The organism is Paenirhizobium selenitireducens ATCC BAA-1503, from assembly GCF_900492185.1.
In the GTDB taxonomy this organism is placed as follows: domain Bacteria; phylum Pseudomonadota; class Alphaproteobacteria; order Rhizobiales; family Rhizobiaceae; genus Allorhizobium; species Allorhizobium selenitireducens_A.
Genome location: NZ_UEYP01000005.1, coordinates 213,497 through 229,575, shown reverse-complemented (window position 1 = coordinate 229,575; position 16,079 = coordinate 213,497). Strand labels below are relative to the sequence as shown.

Annotated in this window: 18 protein-coding genes; 11 read left to right on the top strand and 7 right to left on the bottom strand. The window is 61.9% G+C overall.

Annotated features, from left to right (window positions below; genetic code table 11):
* Window positions 1-85: 85 nt before the first annotated feature.
* Together RHIZ70P_RS11415 and RHIZ70P_RS11410 are read right to left on the bottom strand one after the other, a co-directional pair.
* Complete coding sequence (locus tag RHIZ70P_RS11415; RefSeq protein WP_115670542.1) at window positions 86-733, bottom strand: LysE family translocator; 648 nt, start codon at window positions 731-733, stop codon at window positions 86-88.
* A 121-nt stretch (window positions 734-854) separates the two neighbouring features.
* On the bottom strand, window positions 855-1,757 hold the full coding sequence (locus RHIZ70P_RS11410) for a polyprenyl synthetase family protein (protein WP_115670421.1): 903 nt from the start codon (window positions 1,755-1,757) through the stop codon (window positions 855-857).
* A gap of 170 nt (window positions 1,758-1,927) precedes the next feature.
* Here RHIZ70P_RS11410 and mtgA point away from each other — a divergent pair, with 170 nt between their 5' ends.
* The 4 genes from mtgA to RHIZ70P_RS11390 all read left to right on the top strand — a co-directional run bounded on the left by mtgA (window position 1,928) and on the right by RHIZ70P_RS11390 (window position 4,256).
* Window positions 1,928-2,644: a monofunctional biosynthetic peptidoglycan transglycosylase gene (gene mtgA, locus RHIZ70P_RS11405; RefSeq protein WP_419178292.1), complete on the top strand. Its 717-nt coding sequence runs from the start codon at window positions 1,928-1,930 to the stop codon at window positions 2,642-2,644.
* Between the two features lie 77 nt (window positions 2,645-2,721).
* Complete coding sequence (locus RHIZ70P_RS11400; protein ID WP_115670419.1) at window positions 2,722-3,369, top strand: glutathione S-transferase family protein; 648 nt, start codon at window positions 2,722-2,724, stop codon at window positions 3,367-3,369.
* A 159-nt stretch (window positions 3,370-3,528) separates the two neighbouring features.
* Window positions 3,529-3,714 (top strand): 50S ribosomal protein L32, encoded by a 186-nt coding sequence (gene rpmF, locus RHIZ70P_RS11395; RefSeq protein ID WP_028737195.1) that lies wholly within the window; start codon window positions 3,529-3,531, stop codon window positions 3,712-3,714.
* 134 nt (window positions 3,715-3,848) lie between these two features.
* Window positions 3,849-4,256, top strand: a complete 408-nt coding sequence (locus RHIZ70P_RS11390) for a hypothetical protein (RefSeq protein WP_115670418.1) — start codon at window positions 3,849-3,851, stop codon at window positions 4,254-4,256.
* Between the two features lie 84 nt (window positions 4,257-4,340).
* Here RHIZ70P_RS11390 and phaR read toward each other — a convergent pair whose 3' ends face one another.
* Complete coding sequence (gene phaR, locus RHIZ70P_RS11385) at window positions 4,341-4,916, bottom strand: polyhydroxyalkanoate synthesis repressor PhaR (RefSeq protein ID WP_115670417.1); 576 nt, start codon at window positions 4,914-4,916, stop codon at window positions 4,341-4,343.
* A gap of 228 nt (window positions 4,917-5,144) precedes the next feature.
* Here phaR and RHIZ70P_RS11380 point away from each other — a divergent pair, with 228 nt between their 5' ends.
* From RHIZ70P_RS11380 to RHIZ70P_RS11370, 3 genes are all read left to right on the top strand, one after another.
* A complete protein-coding gene (locus RHIZ70P_RS11380) occupies window positions 5,145-6,326 on the top strand; it encodes an acetyl-CoA C-acetyltransferase (RefSeq protein WP_115670416.1) in 1,182 nt (393 codons plus the stop codon).
* A gap of 130 nt (window positions 6,327-6,456) precedes the next feature.
* Window positions 6,457-7,182, top strand: a complete 726-nt coding sequence (locus tag RHIZ70P_RS11375) for a beta-ketoacyl-ACP reductase (protein WP_115670415.1) — start codon at window positions 6,457-6,459, stop codon at window positions 7,180-7,182.
* A 178-nt stretch (window positions 7,183-7,360) separates the two neighbouring features.
* A complete protein-coding gene (locus RHIZ70P_RS11370; protein WP_235842212.1) occupies window positions 7,361-7,627 on the top strand; it encodes a YunG family protein in 267 nt (88 codons plus the stop codon).
* Window positions 7,628-7,821: 194 nt separating this feature from the next.
* Here the strand turns inward: RHIZ70P_RS11370 and RHIZ70P_RS11365 are convergent, their stop codons facing one another.
* Genes RHIZ70P_RS11365 through RHIZ70P_RS11355 form a run of 3 tightly spaced genes read right to left on the bottom strand, consistent with a single transcriptional unit; the run spans window position 7,822 to window position 9,270 of the window.
* Window positions 7,822-8,079: a glycine zipper domain-containing protein gene (locus RHIZ70P_RS11365; RefSeq protein ID WP_181903999.1), complete on the bottom strand. Its 258-nt coding sequence runs from the start codon at window positions 8,077-8,079 to the stop codon at window positions 7,822-7,824.
* Window positions 8,080-8,105: 26 nt separating this feature from the next.
* Window positions 8,106-8,261: a DUF3309 family protein gene (locus RHIZ70P_RS11360; RefSeq protein ID WP_115670414.1), complete on the bottom strand. Its 156-nt coding sequence runs from the start codon at window positions 8,259-8,261 to the stop codon at window positions 8,106-8,108.
* Complete coding sequence (locus RHIZ70P_RS11355) at window positions 8,191-9,270, bottom strand: alpha/beta fold hydrolase (protein ID WP_115670413.1); 1,080 nt, start codon at window positions 9,268-9,270, stop codon at window positions 8,191-8,193. Before RHIZ70P_RS11355 ends, RHIZ70P_RS11360 begins: the two co-directional genes overlap by 71 nt.
* 369 nt (window positions 9,271-9,639) lie before the next feature.
* On the opposite strand from RHIZ70P_RS11355, the gene RHIZ70P_RS11350 reads away from it, so the two are divergent.
* From RHIZ70P_RS11350 to RHIZ70P_RS11335, 4 genes are all read left to right on the top strand, one after another.
* On the top strand, window positions 9,640-12,780 hold the full coding sequence (locus RHIZ70P_RS11350) for a helicase-related protein (RefSeq protein WP_115670540.1): 3,141 nt from the start codon (window positions 9,640-9,642) through the stop codon (window positions 12,778-12,780).
* Between the two features lies 1 nt (window position 12,781).
* Window positions 12,782-13,195 carry an RNA-binding S4 domain-containing protein gene (locus RHIZ70P_RS11345; RefSeq protein WP_115670412.1) on the top strand — a complete coding sequence of 138 codons (414 nt, stop codon included), beginning with the start codon at window positions 12,782-12,784 and terminating at the stop codon, window positions 13,193-13,195.
* Window positions 13,196-13,386: 191 nt separating this feature from the next.
* Entirely contained in the window at window positions 13,387-13,725 is a 339-nt protein-coding gene (gene fdxA / locus RHIZ70P_RS11340; RefSeq protein ID WP_115670411.1) for a ferredoxin FdxA, read from the top strand.
* Window positions 13,726-14,112: 387 nt separating this feature from the next.
* Complete coding sequence (locus RHIZ70P_RS11335) at window positions 14,113-14,682, top strand: CarD family transcriptional regulator (protein ID WP_115670410.1); 570 nt, start codon at window positions 14,113-14,115, stop codon at window positions 14,680-14,682.
* Window positions 14,683-14,778: 96 nt separating this feature from the next.
* On the opposite strand, the gene RHIZ70P_RS11330 is transcribed toward RHIZ70P_RS11335, so the two are convergent.
* Window positions 14,779-16,077, bottom strand: a complete 1,299-nt coding sequence (locus RHIZ70P_RS11330; protein ID WP_115670409.1) for an RkpR, polysaccharide export protein — start codon at window positions 16,075-16,077, stop codon at window positions 14,779-14,781.
* Between the last annotated feature and the right edge of the window lie 2 nt (window positions 16,078-16,079).

The window sequence follows — 16,079 nt, the reverse complement described above, 5'->3', positions numbered from 1 at the left end:
GGCCTGGATGACATGAAAGGGCGGGCCATCATCACAGATGGTCCGCCCTTTCAACAAGAAGGCGCGGTCGGGAGTGGCAGCGGATCTAGATCCGGCTGGTGAGCAGCTTTATGCCGGCAGCGGCAAACAGCACGCCCATCGTGGCATCGATACCGCGCCGGGCGGCGCGATAGGCGCGGAATGCCGGCCCGGTGGAGAACAGGACGGCATAGCTGGTGAAGACGGTCAGGCCCGTCAGCAGGCAGCCGCCGACAACCAGGGCCACCGCCTGTGCCGAAGCACCGTCCGGAAGGCCCAGCGAAATGATCGCCACCCAGGCGAATATCGCCTTCGGGTTGGTCAGGTGGATGGCGTAACCGAGAAGGAAGGTCCGCTTCAGGCTTCTGGCCGGCGCGGCCTCGACCGCTGCCAAATGCCGTGCGGAGTCGGGGCGGCTGGCGGAACGCAGCGCCTTGTAGGCGAGATAGAGCAAATAGAGCCCGCCGGCGATCTTCACGGCATGCAGCACGCCCGCATAGTGCGTGAGAACGGTCGCAAGGCCGATCGAGGCGGCCATTGCCCAGGTAAACGATCCGGCGAAGACACCGGCCGCCATGGCAAGCCCGGAGCGGCGGCCCTCGGCGATCGAGGTCGAAACGATCGCCATGACGGCAGGGCCGGGGCTCATGACCGCGACGAGGTAGACGAGGTAAGCGGCAACGACCTGTGGCAGATGCTGGGCAATTTCACTCATGGCGCGCAGTTCTCCCCGATGCGAAAGGCGCAGCATAGCGAGCCGGGCATTCGGGCGCATGTCAGAAGATTTGATGGCAACGGCTCAGAGATTGATGGGTGGAGCGGTTGGCCGCGTACGATCAGCTTTTCCTTTTGGCAACGAAGCGGGCGGTGTCGATGAGTGTCGCGGCACGATCGCCATAGACTGCGATGAGGTCGGTGGCTTCCTCGACCAGCCTGTCGAGTTCGGCCTCCGCCCAGTCCTGACCTTTCAGCGCCACCAGTGTTCCCTTGCCGCGGGCGGCATCCTTGCCGGCCGCCTTGCCGAGGGTCGCGGCATCCGAGGTGAGGTCCAGCAGGTCGTCGGCCAGCTGGAAGGCGCGCCCGACGATCTCTCCGAAGCGGCGCAGGCGCATGCGGTCCTCAGGGCGCGCACTGGCGATGATGGCGCCCGCCTCGCAGGCGAAGCGGATCAACGCGCCGGTCTTCATCGCCTGCAGGGTGATGATGCCCTGCTCGTCAGGTGAGCGCTTCTCGGCGGCCAGATCCAGCGCCTGGCCGCCCGCCATGCCCCCGACACCGGCGGCGCGGGCGAGCGCCAGCACGAGCTCGATCCTGGCGCGATCGCCAAGCGCCGTTTCGGGAGCTGCAATGATATCGAAGGCGTAGGTCAGCAGCGCATCGCCGGCGAGGATGGCGGTGGCCTCGTCGAAGGCGATATGCACTGTCGGCTTGCCGCGGCGAAGCTTGTCGTCATCCATGGCGGGCAGGTCGTCGTGAACCAGTGAATAGCTGTGCAGGCATTCCAGCGCTGCGCCGATACGAAACGCCGCCTCCCGGTCGCCGCCGAACATCGCTGCGCTTTCCACCACCAGGAACGGGCGAAGCCGCTTTCCACCGTTGAGCGCCCCATAATGCATGGCTTCAATGAGGTGGGTCGGACGAGCCGTTTCCTGTGGCCGCGTATCGGTCGAGAGGAGTTCGTTCAGCAGTTCCTCGGTCCGCTTGGCCGTGGCAGTGAGCTTTGCTTCGAATGGGGTCATCGGGGCCTCCGTCGCGGCTATGTGGCATGGGGCCGGGAGACTGGCAACGGGAATCTGGTCGGGAAAAGCCGCCCTTCGTCGCAAGCGGTCTGGCTATCGGTGAGGAGGCTCGCTAAGAGAAACGATCACTCGTAGACACCAGGCAGAACTTCTTGGCGGAAAACAGCGATATCGGGGATGAAGACGAGGGCACGGAGCGGGCGCCGCGCAGGTTTGCCGGCCTGGCGCGAAGGATCGCTCTCGTCGTTCTCGCCCTTCTGGTTCTGCCCTATGCGTTGATCCTGCTTTACAGAAGCGAGTTCATCCACCCCGTTTCGACGCTGATGCTGGCGGATCTTGCGACCTTCAAGGGCTATGACCGGCAATGGGTGGAATTCGAGGAAATCTCGCCCCATCTCGTGCGGGCGGTGATGATGTCGGAAGACGGTCAGTTTTGTTCCCATACGGGTGTCGACTGGGAGCAAATGAAGGGCGTCGTGGATGATGCGCTGGCGGGCGAGGCGACCCGTGGTGCGAGCACGATCCCAATGCAGACGGTCAAGAACCTGTACCTGTGGAACAGCCGGTCGATGATCCGCAAGGGTCTGGAACTGCCACTCGCCATCTTCGCCGATATCGTCTGGCCGAAGAGGCGGACCATGGAAATCTATCTCAACATCGCCGAATGGGGGCCGGGGATCTACGGCATCGAGGCGGCGGCACGCTATCACTTCAAGACGTCCGCGGCCAAGTTGACGCCGAACCAGGCGGCGCTGCTCGCCGTTTCCCTTCCCAATCCGATCGAGCGGGTGGCGGGCAAGCCGGGCAAGGGCATGAAACGGCTGGCCGCGGTGGTCGATCGTCGGGCCAAGCGCTCCGGCGCTTACATCACATGCCTTTATGATTGAGTTGCAAAACTTTGGTTGGTGCTGCGGTACGCCCCAGCTTACTCTCGCATGACATGGTGCCAATCGGGAGGACGCAGATGGACCCTTTCATTCTCTATATCGGCAACAAGAACTATTCCTCCTGGTCGTTCCGTCCGTGGATGGCGCTGACGGGTTGCGGCATTCCCTTCGAGGAACGGCTGATCCCGTTCGATTTCGATGCCGGAAATCCAAAGTTTAAGGACATCTCTCCGACCGGCCGCGTTCCGGTCCTGCACCACGGGAGCCTGCGGGTCTGGGAATCGCTTTCGATCATCGAATATGCGGCCGAGATCTTTCCCGATGCCGGCCTCTGGCCGACCGATAGCGGGGACCGGGCCATGGCCCGGTCGATCTCGATGGAGATGCTGTCGGGTTTCCGGGCGCTGCGCGGTGCCTGCCCGATGAACATGCGCCGCGAGGTCCGGCCGATCGATCTGCCCGAAGGTGTCGCGGACGACGTGGCGCGCATCGAGACGATCTGGCGGGACATGCGCCGGCGCTCCGGCGGTCCGTTCCTTTTCGGTGCCTTCTCCGCCGCCGACGCAATGTATGCACCCGTGGTCAACCGCTTCCGGGTCTATGATCTCGTTCGCCAGGCGGAGACGCTCGATTACATGCAGGCGATGGAGAACCAACCCGCCTGGATCGCCTGGCGTGACGCGGCGCTTGCCGAGACCTGGATCGTCCCGGAGGACGAGGCCTGAACGCGGCTACCGCCAAGGCTTCCTGAAAAAATTGAGCCAGGGACTGGTCAAAGCCCTGCGGGGCATGTATAAGCGCGCCAAATTCCGAGATCGAGACAGGTGCTGTTCGGCTCATCCGGCCGCGGGATCCTGTTTTGCCCGTCATGTGGAGTAACTAAAATGGCTGTACCGAAAAGAAAAACAAGCCCGTCCAAGCGCGGTATGCGCCGCTCTGCAGACGCGCTGAAGGCTTCGTCCTACGTCGAAGACAAGAACTCCGGCGAACTTCGCCGTCCGCATCATATCGATCTGAAGACCGGTATGTACCGTGGCCGTCAGGTCCTGACGCCCAAGGAAAGCGCATAATTTCCGAATATTCGGATGACTTTTTTAAGGTCGGCCTTGTGCCGGCCTTTACTTTTTAGGGGTTCTGGCGGTTAAATCCGCGGGTCAAACGCCTGTTTTGCTGGCGCTTCACCTGCTGCTGACTGAGGGCCGCCATGTTTTCCGCCATTCCGTTGATGATCCTGCCGCTGGCGCTCTACAATCTGGCAATGCTCGGTTTATTTGGCTCCGGTGGGGTTGAGGTGCTCGACCAGCAGTTGCTGTCCTTCGTCATGCTGTCGGGCGCGGTCTGGGCTCTTTCCGTCAGCGACGTGCTCATCCTGCTGTCGCTTGCCATTCTGTTCTTCGAGATCCTGAAGGCGACGATCAACGGCTCCGGCTCGCTGATCAACCACATGCTGTCCATGCTGGTCTTCATTGCTTTCCTGGTCGAATTCCTGCTGGTGCGCGGGGCAGCGACCCAGACATTCTTCATCCTGATGACCATCGCCTTCATCGATGTCGTCGGCGGCTTCGCGGTGTCGATCCGCTCGGCTGGCCGGGATGTATCGATCGGCCTGTAGCCGGATTTTGCCTTTCAGGATGCAAGAAGGGCAGGAGTTTCCTCCTGCCCGCGACGGTTGATTGGCATGTTTCTTTGATGGCGTTCAGAGATTGTCGAGCTTGTTCTGCAGCGTGCGCAGCTGTTCCTTGAGCTCGTCGATGTCCTTTGCCTCGGCCTTCTTGGTCTCCTTCGGCTGCTGGCCGCCGAGGAAGGGCGAGAACATCTGCATCGCCTGGTGGAACATTTCGGTGTTGCGCTTGACCTGCTCTTCCATGAGCTGAATGGGCGCCTGGAGATTCTTGGTCAGCGGCGTCTCGCCGAAGGCCTTGGTCATCTGCTCGCGCATCTGGACCTGCTGTTCGGTGAACGCCTTCATCGAATGCTCGAGGAAGCTCGGCACGACCATCTGCATCTGGTCGCCGTAATAGCCGATCAGCTGGCGTAGGAAGGAGATCGGCAGAAGCGTGTTGCCGGTCTTCGACTCCTGCTCGAAAATAATCTGGGTCAGGACAGAATGGGTGATGTCCTCGCCGGACTTTGCGTCCTGGACGGTGAACTCCTCGCCCTTCTTGACCATCTTGGCCAGGTCTTCCAGCGTCACATAAGTGCTGGTGCCCGTATTGTAGAGGCGTCGATTGGCATATTTCTTTATGACGATCTCGCCGTCGGCTTTGGCCATATTCGTCTCCTAACCCCGTTGTTTTTGTGGATTTTTGCTCTTCCCGTGGCAAGTGTAAGCGCAAATCGAGGGCGGTGACAATCTCTTTGTGCGATGCGGTACTCGCAATTGATGAAAGCCAAGCCGGTGCAACTAACGAACGAAACGGCCGGCGTTCTTCCTGTTTGACTCCGGCCCAAAGCTTTGCCAGTTTCAACGTCAAAGAAGCAGTTACCCGAGGAGGCGTCCATGAGCAGTTCATCCATCGTTATTGCGAGCGCAGCGCGCACGCCGGTCGGCTCGTTCAATGGCGCCTTTGCCAATGTCCCGGCGCACGAACTGGGCGCCACGGCCATCAAGGCGGTGCTGGAACGCGCCGGCGTCGACGCCAAGGAAGTCGACGAAGTCATCCTCGGTCAGGTGCTTTCCGCCGGCCAGGGGCAGAATCCCGCCCGCCAGGCCGCGATGAAGGCCGGCATTCCGCAGGAGGCGACCGCCTGGGGCATGAACCAGCTCTGCGGGTCGGGCCTTCGCGCCGTGGCGCTTGGCATGCAACAGATCTCCACGGGCGATGCGACGATCATCATCGCCGGTGGCCAGGAATCTATGTCGATGGCGCCGCATTGCGCGCATCTGAGGGCCGGCACCAAGATGGGCGACATGAAAATGGTCGATACGATGATCAAGGATGGTCTGACCGACGCCTTCTACGGCTACCATATGGGCACCACCGCCGAAAACGTCGCCCGCCAGTTCCAGCTGACGCGCGACGAGCAGGATGCGTTTGCGCTCGCCTCGCAGAACAAGGCGGAGGCTGCGCAGGTCGCCGGCCGTTTCAAGGACGAGATCGTTCCCGTCGTGGTTCCGGGCCGCAAGGGCGATGTGACCGTCGATGCCGACGAATATATCCGCATCGGCGCGACGCTCGACAGCATGACCAAGCTCCGCCCGGCCTTCGACAAGGAAGGCACGGTCACTGCCGGCAACGCCTCGGGCATCAATGATGGTGCAGCGGCCGCGCTCCTGATGAGCGAGGCCGAGGCGCAGCGCCGCGGAATTACCCCGCTGGTGCGCATCGCTTCCTGGGCGACCGCCGGCGTCGATCCGCAGATCATGGGCACCGGCCCGATCCCGGCGTCGCGCAAGGCCTTGCAGAAGGCCGGCTGGAAGATTTCCGATCTCGATCTTGTCGAGGCCAATGAAGCTTTCGCTGCCCAGGCCTGCGCGGTCAACAAGGACCTCGGCTGGGATACCTCGATCGTCAACGTCAATGGGGGCGCGATTGCCATCGGTCATCCGATCGGCGCATCCGGCGCCCGCGTTCTGAATACGCTGGTGTTCGAAATGAAGCGTCGTGGCGCCAAGAAGGGCCTTGCAACGCTGTGCATCGGCGGCGGGATGGGCATCGCCATGTGCCTGGAGGCACTCTGAACCAAGGTCGCACCGACGCGGCCGTCGGCCGTGCGGGCTTCCATCTGCTTGACATGAAACTGTCCTAACAACGGCTTCACAAGAAGAGTCGGTGGACGCTGGATTTTATTCTGTGAGGGGAGATCAGGACATGAGCAGAACAGCATTGGTGACGGGCGGAACCCGGGGCATCGGCGCGGCGATTTCGACGGCGCTCAAGGCCGCGGGTTACAAGGTGGCGGCAAACTATGCCGGCAATGACGAGAAGGCCAAAGCCTTCGAGGCGGAAACGGGGATCCGCACGTTCAAATGGGACGTCTCGAGCTACCCCGCCTGCGCCGAGGGGATCGCCAAGGTCGAGGCCGAACTGGGACCGGTCGAAATCCTCGTCAACAATGCCGGCATCACGCGCGATGCCATGTTCCACAAGATGACGCCCGACCAATGGAACGAGGTGATCAACACCAACCTCACCGGCGTTTTCAACATGACCCATCCGGTCTGGTCCGGCATGCGCGACCGCAATTTCGGCCGCGTCATCACCATCTCGTCTATCAACGGCCAGAAAGGCCAGATGGGACAAGCGAATTACTCGGCGGCCAAGGCCGGCGATCTCGGCATCACCAAGGCACTCGCCCAGGAAGGTGCGGCCAAGGGGATTACGGTGAACGCGATCTGCCCCGGCTATATCGGCACGGAAATGGTACGCGCCATCCCGGAAAAGGTGCTGAACGAGCGGATCATTCCGCAAATCCCGGTCGGCCGTCTCGGCGAGCCGGAAGAGATCGCCCGCATCGTGGTGTTCCTCGCCTCCGATGATGCCGGCTTCATCACCGGGTCGACGATCTCGGCCAATGGCGGCCAGTTCTTCGTCTAAGTCCGCCTTCCGTCATTCTGCAAGCGGCCCCGCCAACAGGGGCCGCATTGCCACGGAGGTCCTGGTGCTGCCGTTCTTCCCAAGTTTGCAGGACCTCGTTGTGGCGTTGAGGGAGGCCTGGTCGTCCGGCACGTCGACGCAGTGGACGCCGGAGAATCCCGCGAAGGGCTAATGCAGCGTGACGTCTCTGGTCGTGCAGGATTTGTTCGGCGGGGAGATTCTCAAGACCCAGGTGCCGGGCGGCACGCACTTCTACAATTGCATCGGCAGCGCGCGTCTCGACCTCACGATCAGTCAGTTCGATCAATCCGTCACGTTTGACGACGCTCTCTCCAGCCGTGCCGAAGCCTTGGCGGATACAAGTCTCGAACAGTATTTCCTGTTGCGCCGAAGGCTGGGGTCGATCGTTAACGCCGGATCCTTCCACGAGGCGGAAAGGACTTAATATCCACCGTTGCCTATGGTTAACACTTTGTTATTCCACAATATCTTGTCGTGAACAAACCGGGAAGCCAGATGCGTAACCGATTCGTCGCTGATTCGTTCCGTCTTTGATCGAAGTGTTAATGAGGGCCGTCACGTAAGCAGCAAAAAGCCGCCGGTGGGGGAGCCGGCGGCTTTCTGTCGAAGCGTCGCCGCTTAGCGGCAGCGTGCTTCGTAGGTGCGGCCGTAGCGGTCGCGATAGACGCAATAGCCGGAGCGTTCCTGGGACTGGCCGATCAGCGCACCGGCGGCGCCGCCCACGACCGCGCCGACGGCTGCGCCGCCAACCGAGTTGGTGGCCACGCCACCGATTACGGCACCGGTTGCGGCTCCGACGCCGGCGCCTCGTTCAGTGGCGGTGCAGGAGGCGAGAGGTGCGATCAGCGCCAGGGCAATAAGGGTCTTTTTCATCATCATTTCCTTTTCGGTTGGGGTGTCGCTCAGATCCGGCCCATGAGCAGCAGGATGACAAGGATAAGCACAACGAGGCCAAGCCCACCGGACGGTCCATAGCCCCAGTTGCGGCTATAACCCCAATTGGGGAGTGCGCCGATCAACAGCAGGATGACGATGACGATTAGAATTGTGCTCAACATGTATACCCTCTCCAACTGGGAATGCGAAACTCGCTATTCGTGTGGCCTCAACGTCGTCCGAAAGAAATTGTTCCAGGCCGGGTAATCGAATTGATGAAGCGCCCGTCGATGCGTCATCGAACAGCGGGGCGAAGCGCTCCGCCCAACGGCCGCGGAGTGCCGTGGCAACGGACGAATGTGGGTCGACGAAGCCCGCGATGACCTTCTCCATCTGCCGTTTCTGCTCGACCATCACCAGGTGGCCACAATCGCCGAACAGGACCGTTTGCGCCCGCGGCAACAGTTTCGACAACCGCAATTGGTGCGCTGGAGGGACGATGCCGTCGTGAACGCCGATAAGGTTGAGCACCGGCAGTGTCATTTTCGGCAGATCCCCGAGGATTGACGTGCTCGACATGAACTGGACGCACGCCGCGACGTCCTCAGGGCGGGTTCGCAGCAGATGGCTGCGGACCATTTCCATCGCGTCTACCGCCCGATCGTCCTCCCAGGGGCAGGATTTGTCGTAGACGCACTCGATCGAACCCCAGCGGAACTGTTCGCGGGTCGAGATCCAGCGCTTGAAGAAATGGCGAAAGACATAAGGGCCGACGCGCGGCACACGCAGCATGCGCGCGGCGAACCGCTCCTTGCCTTCGAAGCGTCCGCAGGCAAAGCCACCGAGCAGGATCACGGATCGCACCAGATCCGGGCGTCGCACTGCAAGCAACAGTGACAGGAATCCGCCGGTGGAGTGGCCAATCAGGGTGACGGGCTCACTGGCAAAATCCCGGCTGATCGCCTGGGCCATGGCGTCGACGACCTCGTCGGCGGTGATCGGCGTTCCCGGTTCGGGCAGCGACCAGGGATGATGTCCGGGGAGCGGATATGCCACGGTGCGTCCGCGGCGGGTTACCTCGGGTGCAAAAACGGTCCAGAACGCAGGGGCCATCGCCATTCCGTGCAGCAGCACAAAGTTCTGGCCGGGCTTTTTGCTGATCCATTCGGCAGGCGGTGGAAGGAGTGTCATGTTTGTTCAACCTCGAACCCGGTAACGCCCCACCCCACCAAAGAGTTCCGGCACGGTTGCGATCGGACCGATCCTGCGGGCCCGCGTGGCAAGCAATTGATCCGATTCAGCATTTGGTGCCGCCTGGCGAATGGCCGTCGAGATCTAGGCGTGAACAAATGCTGAATCGACATGAGTCAGCGATTCGTCGCCGATTCGTTCCCACCCTGTTCCCTGGGCAGATATTCGCCCCGATTGCGGGTATATTGTCTGCGGAATTTCCGTTCGGTGAGGTGGGGGAATCAGGGTCTCCCGTCAGGTGCGTCTTGCCTTTGCCGTCAATCGTCGCCATGTGTGGGCAAGCTCGCCGAACGCCGCCATGCGGTGTCGATGATCCCTTGCAGCGCGGAGCCGTCCTTGAATTCGCAACCCATGATCCTGAGCGGCCGCGGCGTCACTGCCGTGCTGGGGCCGACCAATACGGGGAAGACCCATTTCGCCATCGATCGGATGGTGGCGCATGGCTCGGGCATCATCGGCCTTCCGCTGCGCCTGCTGGCGCGCGAGGTCTATGGCCGGCTGGTCGACCGGGTCGGCGCATCGCAGGTCGCACTGGTCACCGGCGAAGAGAAGATCGCGCCACCCGGCGCGCGCTTTTCCGTGTGCACGGTGGAGGCCATGCCGCGCGAGACGAAGGCGTCGTTCGTGGCAATCGACGAGATCCAGCTGGCGGGCGACCTCGAGCGCGGCCACATCTTCACCGACCGATTGCTTCATCTGCGTGGACGAGACGAGACGCTGCTGCTCGGCTCGGCGACGATGAAGCCCATTCTCCTGCAACTGCTGCCCGGCATCACCGTCGTCGAGCGGCCCAGGCTTTCGCAGCTTTTCTATGCCGGCCAGAAGAAGATCACCCGTCTGCCGCAGCGCACAGCGATTGTCGCCTTCTCGGCCGACGAGGTCTATGCGATCGCCGAGCTGATCCGTCGCCAGCGCGGCGGCGCGGCCGTCGTGCTGGGGGCACTCAGCCCGCGTACGCGCAATGCGCAGGTCGCGCTCTACCAGGAGGGTGATGTCGAATACCTGGTGGCAACGGATGCGATCGGCATGGGTCTCAATCTCGATGTCGATCACGTCGCCTTCGCCCAGGACCGCAAGTTCGACGGCTATCAGTTCCGCAATCTCAATCCCGGAGAACTCGGCCAGATTGCCGGCCGTGCCGGCCGTCATCTGAAGGACGGCACCTTCGGCGTGACGGGCCGCGTGGATCCGTTCGAGGAAGAGATGGTCGAGAGGCTGGAAGGCCATGAATTCGATAGCGTGAAGGTGCTGCAATGGCGCACCGCCCGGTTCGACTTCTCCTCGATCCCGGCTTTGCTGCGCAGCCTTGAGGCGGGTCCGAGGGTGGAAGGATTGACGAAGGCCTTGCCCGCCATCGACCAGCAGGCGCTGGAATTCCTGGCGCGCTATCCGGAGGTCAGAGACCTCGCCGATACACCGGCGCGCGTCGAGAGGCTGTGGGAAGCCTGCGCCTTGCCCGATTATCGGCGCATCACGCCTGCCCAGCATGCCGACCTGATCCAAAGCCTGTTCTTCGACCTCGTGCGCCATGGGGCGGTCAACGAGGACTTCATGGCCGAACAGGTGCGTCGGGCGGACCGAACCGACGGCGAAATCGATACTTTGTCCGCACGGATTGCCCAAATCCGCACATGGACTTATGTATCGAACCGGCCGGGTTGGCTTGCCGATCCGACACACTGGCAAGAAAAGACGCGGGAAATCGAAGACCGATTGTCTGATGCGCTACATGAACGGTTGACGAAACGGTTTGTTGATCGCAGGACATCTGTGCTCATGAAGCGCTTGAGAGAGAATGCGATGTTGGAAGCTGAAATCAGTGTTAACGGCGATGTCTTCGTGGAAGGACATCATATGGGACAACTCGCCGGTTTCCGGTTCACGCCGATATCGGGCATGGAGGGGTCTGACGCGAAGGCTGTCGAGGCCGCCGCGCATCGTGCGCTGGGGCTCGAATTCGAAGCGCGGGCCGCACGTCTGCATGCTGCCGGCAACAGCGATCTGGCGATAAGCGCGGATGGTCTGGTGCGTTGGCTCGGCGATCCGGTGGCCAAGCTCGTGGGCGCGGACCACATGCTGCATCCCCGCGTGATCCTGCTGGCGGACGAACAACTGACCGGTGCCGCCCGCGACCACGTGGTGGCGCGCATCGAGCGTTTCGTCAATCATCACATCTCGACGATCCTCAAGCCGCTCGATGACCTGTCGCGCGCCGAGGACCTGCAAGGCCTTGCCAAGGGTCTTGCCTATCAGCTGGTCGAAAACCTTGGCGTGCTCTTCCGTCGCGACGTATCCGACGACGTGAAGTCGCTCGACCAGGATGCGCGCGCTTCGATGCGCCGCTATGGCGTGCGCTTCGGCGCCTATCACATCTTCATGCCGGCGCTCTTGAAGCCGGCACCGGCCGAGCTGATCACGCTGCTTTGGGCGCTGAAGAACGACGGCCTCGATAAGCCGGGCTATGGCGATCTCATTCCGGTGCTCGCTGCCGGCCGTACCTCGGTGGTCACCGATCCGGGCTTCGAGCGCATGTTCTACAAGCTGGCCGGCTTTCGCTTCCTCGGAAAGCGCGCCGTGCGCATCGACATTCTCGAGCGTCTCGCCGACCTTATCCGTCCGCTCTTGCAGTGGAAGCCGGGCTCGCCGCAGCGTCCGGACGGCGCCTATGACGGACGGCGTTTCACCACGACGACGGCGATGCTGTCCATTCTCGGCGCCACGCCGGACGACATGGAAGAGATCCTCAAGGGTCTCGGCTATCGCGCCGACAGCGTAACCGCCGAGGAAGCCGAGGCATTTCTTTCCGCCCAGACTGGTGCTCCGGCGCCTGCGGAGGAAAAGGCCGCAGAAGCCGGCGAAGTCTCCGGCGAGAACGGTGTGGCTGAAGCCGCTGACGAAGACGCCGCCTCGGCGGAAAGTGACGCTGGCGAAGCACCCGGCGTCGAGCAGCCGGTTGGCGAAGAAGGAACCGCTCCGGCCGAAGCCGCCGTTGCTCCCGTGAACGAAGCTGTAGTCTCCGGCGAGCCCGCGGCGGAAGAGGCCGTCGCTGCCGAGCCGAAGCCGGTGCTGTTGTGGCGTCCGGGTGGCCGTGCCGACAACCAGCGCGGCGCCCGCCCGGCGGGCGATCGCCAACGCCAGGGCAATCGCGGTCCCAGCCGTACGCCTGCCGAAGGGCAGACCGAAGGCAAGCGGGACGAGCGGCGTCGCGACGGCGAAGGCGGCAAGGGCCGCGACAGGGACGGCGGCCGTGGTGGCTCCGGCCACAAGGGCGACCGTTCGGAGCGGCAGGATCGGGGCGAGCGCAAGGATCGGCCGAACAATCGGCCGGACCGCGACGCAAAGTCGCAGCCGGCCCGTTTCGAGGCAAAGTCGCCGCGCAAGGAAAAGCCGATCGATCCGGATTCGCCCTTTGCCAAGCTTGCCGCTCTCAAGGAGCAGATGAAGAAGTAACATGGACGACAAACGGCCACAGACCGGTTCGCGCCAGCGCATCGACAAGTGGCTGTTATTCGCCCGCGTTACGAAATCGCGCTCGCTCGCGCAGGAGCGCGTGTCGGGTGGCCATGTCAGGATCAATGGACAAATCGTCCGTCAATCCAGCCACATGATCGGACCGGGCGACCGCATCGAGGTTGCGTTGCAAAAGCGTGATATCGTGCTTCTGGTGGCAAAGCCAGGGGAACGCCGGGGGCCATTCGAGCAAGCCCGTCTGCTCTATGAGGACATCACGCCGCCGCCGAGCGAGGAAGACAAGCTGGGGCCGCTCGAGCAGGCCGCGCGCCTTCCTGGGTCAGGGCGCCCGACCAAGAAGGAGAGGCGGGCGATCGATCGGCTGCAACCTGGCGAAACTTGGTCCGACGATTAGAAAACTGTGCGCGGCCGGGACTATTTTCAGAACTGTTTATCCTTGCTATAGCCCGGATAACACAGTAGCTCACATCCCTGTTCAGCAGAATCCAGCGCGGTCCGTCAGTCGTTTGACCCCTGCCCGCGATGGATGGGAAATGAACTGGAGCCGAATTCCGTCCGCGCAGAAACGAGACCCTGGAGTGCCGCATGACTTATATAGTCACTGACAATTGTATCCGCTGCAAGTATACCGATTGCGTCGAGGTCTGCCCGGTCGACTGTTTCTACGAAGGTGAGAATTTCCTCGTCATCCATCCCGACGAGTGTATCGATTGCGGTGTGTGCGAGCCCGAATGTCCGGCCGAGGCGATCAAGCCGGATACGGAGCCGGGTCTCGACAAGTGGCTGCAGATCAACACGGACTATGCCAAGATCTGGCCGAACATCACGGTCAGGCGGGATCCACTGCCCGAGGCCAAGGAGATGGACGGCGTGCCCGGCAAGTTCGAGAAGTTCTTTTCGACGAAGCCTGGTAGCGGGGATTGATCCCCGATCGACCGCGTCGCGTGACAGGGACGAACTGGGCAGGATAGGGTGACAGGAAGCGCGCCCTACCAGGCCGGGCAGGCCCCGTTGTGGCGGTGCGGCAGTAAAATATTGATTTCCTCATATTTTTGTGGTAGCAAGATAGAACTGTTCCACTTCGCGGCATTGGTGTGCCCTGAACCATCACGAAAGCAAACCCATCGTCCAACGCGGTTAACGTGACACTAGCGATCTGTGCGATCGCGTTGCTGTTGCGACGATTGGGGTGTTTTGCGTGGCGGCCTGGACCAGGATGAAGTGACCCGACGGTTTCCCCCGTCTCATCCGGGCCTGACCGACCCGGCACCGGCGTGATGCCGGGAGCATAACAGGGAGTTTTTGAAACGAATGACGACCCAGCAGAAAAAATCTTCGACGCGCCAAGGCTTCAAGACCGGCGAATCGATCGTCTATCCGGCACATGGTGTCGGTATCATCACCGCCATCGAAGAGCAAGAAGTGGCCGGCATGAAGCTCGAGCTTTTCGTGATCGACTTCGAGAAGGACAAGATGCGCCTCAAGGTCCCGGTCGGCAAGGCCGTGAGCATCGGCATGCGCAAGCTGTCCGAAAGTGATTTCGTCGAGCGTGCCCTGAAGGTCGTTCAGGGCAAGGCGCGCGTCAAGCGTACCATGTGGTCGCGCCGTGCCCAGGAATATGACGCGAAGATCAATTCCGGCGACCTGATCTCGATCGCCGAAGTGGTTCGTGATCTCTTCCGCGCTGAGAACCAGCCCGAGCAGTCCTATTCCGAGCGCCAGCTCTATGAAGCGGCACTCGACCGAATGGCGCGTGAGATCGCTGCTGTCAACAAGATGTCCGAAACCGAGGCCGTGCGCCTGGTTGAGGTCAATCTCGCCAAGGGCCCAAAGCGCGGCAAGGGCGTTGAAGAGGATGACGCGCAGGAGGAGGCCGCTTAAGGCTTCTCTCTGCAAATCGGCTTACCTTAAGTTAAAAGCCTCCGGTCGATGACCGGAGGCTTTTTCGTTTGGACAGCGAGAAAGGTATCGGCCGGCTCAGGCCCGGTCGCGAATATTATAATAGATGAGCGTCGCCATGCCCCAGGCGAACATGCCGGCCAGAAAGACCATGAGCGCATGGAGGAAGCGTTGCGGGTATTGGGCCATCTGCGACAGTGTCGGCTCGATGAAGACCGCCAGGTAGCGCTGCTTGCCGGTCGCATCCAGGCGGGCCTTTTCCAGCGAGGCGAGGGCCGCTGCGTAGGTCCGCTCACCGAATTCGCGTTCGAGTTCGAGCTTTTCGTAGAGCTGCAGCCTGCCGGACACGTCGGAGCCGATCAGATCCTGCGTGGTTCGTGCAGTCTTGGCATCCGTCGTGCCGCTGCCGAGACGTTGTTTCTCCGCTTCAATGCGCGACGTCAGCGCCGAAATCTGGCTCTTGATCACGCGAATGCGCGGCGTATCCTCCGCCATCTGCGAGCGGGCGGCCTCCAGATGCGCATTCAGCTTCGCCAGTTCCTGTTCCATGCCGGCGACGAGCTTGACCGCGAGCTTGGCGCCCTCGACCGGATCGACGTCCTGCGAGACGTCGCGGAACTCCCGCAGTGCCATGCGGGCATCCGTGAGGCGCTGCTCGGCGATGCCGATTTCCTGCCGGGCGAGCTTGAGGGTTTCCTCGTGCGCCTTATCCGACAGTTCGTTGATCAGCTGCTCGGACTTCGACAAGATGTAACTTGCAATCTCCTGGGCCTGCTGCGGCGTGAAAGCCTTGACCTGAAGCTGGAGGATGCCGGAGGAATGGTCGAAATTCACGGTGACCATCTTGCGCCAATAGTTCAGCTTGTCTTCAATCGGCAGCCCGGCTGCCAAACCGAAGAAATAGTCCGCGCCCCGGGGCGCATAGACCGTATCCAGGTCAAACCGCGAATCGACATCCTCCAGCATGCGCTCGCTGAGCAGGTAGTCGATCAGGATGTAGGAATCGGCCACGGTGCTGGTCGCCGTCGTCTGCGTGAACATTCCCATGATGTCCGATGCGCCGATGGTCGAGCCTATGCTTCGGACCGCGAACGAGGAGGAGCTGTGGTACTGATCCTGCGCGACGAAGGCGAGATAGAGCGACGCCAGCGTGGTGGGAATGGCGACCAGGGCGATGAAGCCCGAGATGATGATCAGATGCCGGATCTTAAGGATCGACATGTTGCGCTTCGATCGGACCGCGCGCGCCTTCTTCTTGCTCTCGTCCAGCAGGCCCTCGAGTATCCGAACATTCGGATGCTGCTTAGGCCTGGCTGCCGCGGCATCCAGTTTCGGCGGCGTGATCTTGGCGCCGGCCGTGTTCTCGGGATTTGCCATGG

Coding starts and splice junctions, on each gene's coding strand:
- RHIZ70P_RS11415 (WP_115670542.1), bottom strand. CDS start 733: ATGAGTGAAATTGCCCAGCATCTGCCACAGGTCGTTGCCGCTTACCTC.
- RHIZ70P_RS11410 (WP_115670421.1), bottom strand. CDS start 1,757: ATGACCCCATTCGAAGCAAAGCTCACTGCCACGGCCAAGCGGACCGAG.
- RHIZ70P_RS11400 (WP_115670419.1), top strand. CDS start 2,722: ATGGACCCTTTCATTCTCTATATCGGCAACAAGAACTATTCCTCCTGG.
- rpmF (WP_028737195.1), top strand. CDS start 3,529: ATGGCTGTACCGAAAAGAAAAACAAGCCCGTCCAAGCGCGGTATGCGC.
- RHIZ70P_RS11390 (WP_115670418.1), top strand. CDS start 3,849: ATGTTTTCCGCCATTCCGTTGATGATCCTGCCGCTGGCGCTCTACAAT.
- phaR (WP_115670417.1), bottom strand. CDS start 4,916: ATGGCCAAAGCCGACGGCGAGATCGTCATAAAGAAATATGCCAATCGA.
- RHIZ70P_RS11380 (WP_115670416.1), top strand. CDS start 5,145: ATGAGCAGTTCATCCATCGTTATTGCGAGCGCAGCGCGCACGCCGGTC.
- RHIZ70P_RS11375 (WP_115670415.1), top strand. CDS start 6,457: ATGAGCAGAACAGCATTGGTGACGGGCGGAACCCGGGGCATCGGCGCG.
- RHIZ70P_RS11365 (WP_181903999.1), bottom strand. CDS start 8,079: ATGATGAAAAAGACCCTTATTGCCCTGGCGCTGATCGCACCTCTCGCC.
- RHIZ70P_RS11360 (WP_115670414.1), bottom strand. CDS start 8,261: ATGTTGAGCACAATTCTAATCGTCATCGTCATCCTGCTGTTGATCGGC.
- RHIZ70P_RS11355 (WP_115670413.1), bottom strand. CDS start 9,270: ATGACACTCCTTCCACCGCCTGCCGAATGGATCAGCAAAAAGCCCGGC.
- RHIZ70P_RS11350 (WP_115670540.1), top strand. CDS start 9,640: ATGATCCCTTGCAGCGCGGAGCCGTCCTTGAATTCGCAACCCATGATC.
- RHIZ70P_RS11345 (WP_115670412.1), top strand. CDS start 12,782: ATGGACGACAAACGGCCACAGACCGGTTCGCGCCAGCGCATCGACAAG.
- fdxA (WP_115670411.1), top strand. CDS start 13,387: ATGACTTATATAGTCACTGACAATTGTATCCGCTGCAAGTATACCGAT.
- RHIZ70P_RS11335 (WP_115670410.1), top strand. CDS start 14,113: ATGACGACCCAGCAGAAAAAATCTTCGACGCGCCAAGGCTTCAAGACC.
- RHIZ70P_RS11330 (WP_115670409.1), bottom strand. CDS start 16,077: ATGGCAAATCCCGAGAACACGGCCGGCGCCAAGATCACGCCGCCGAAA.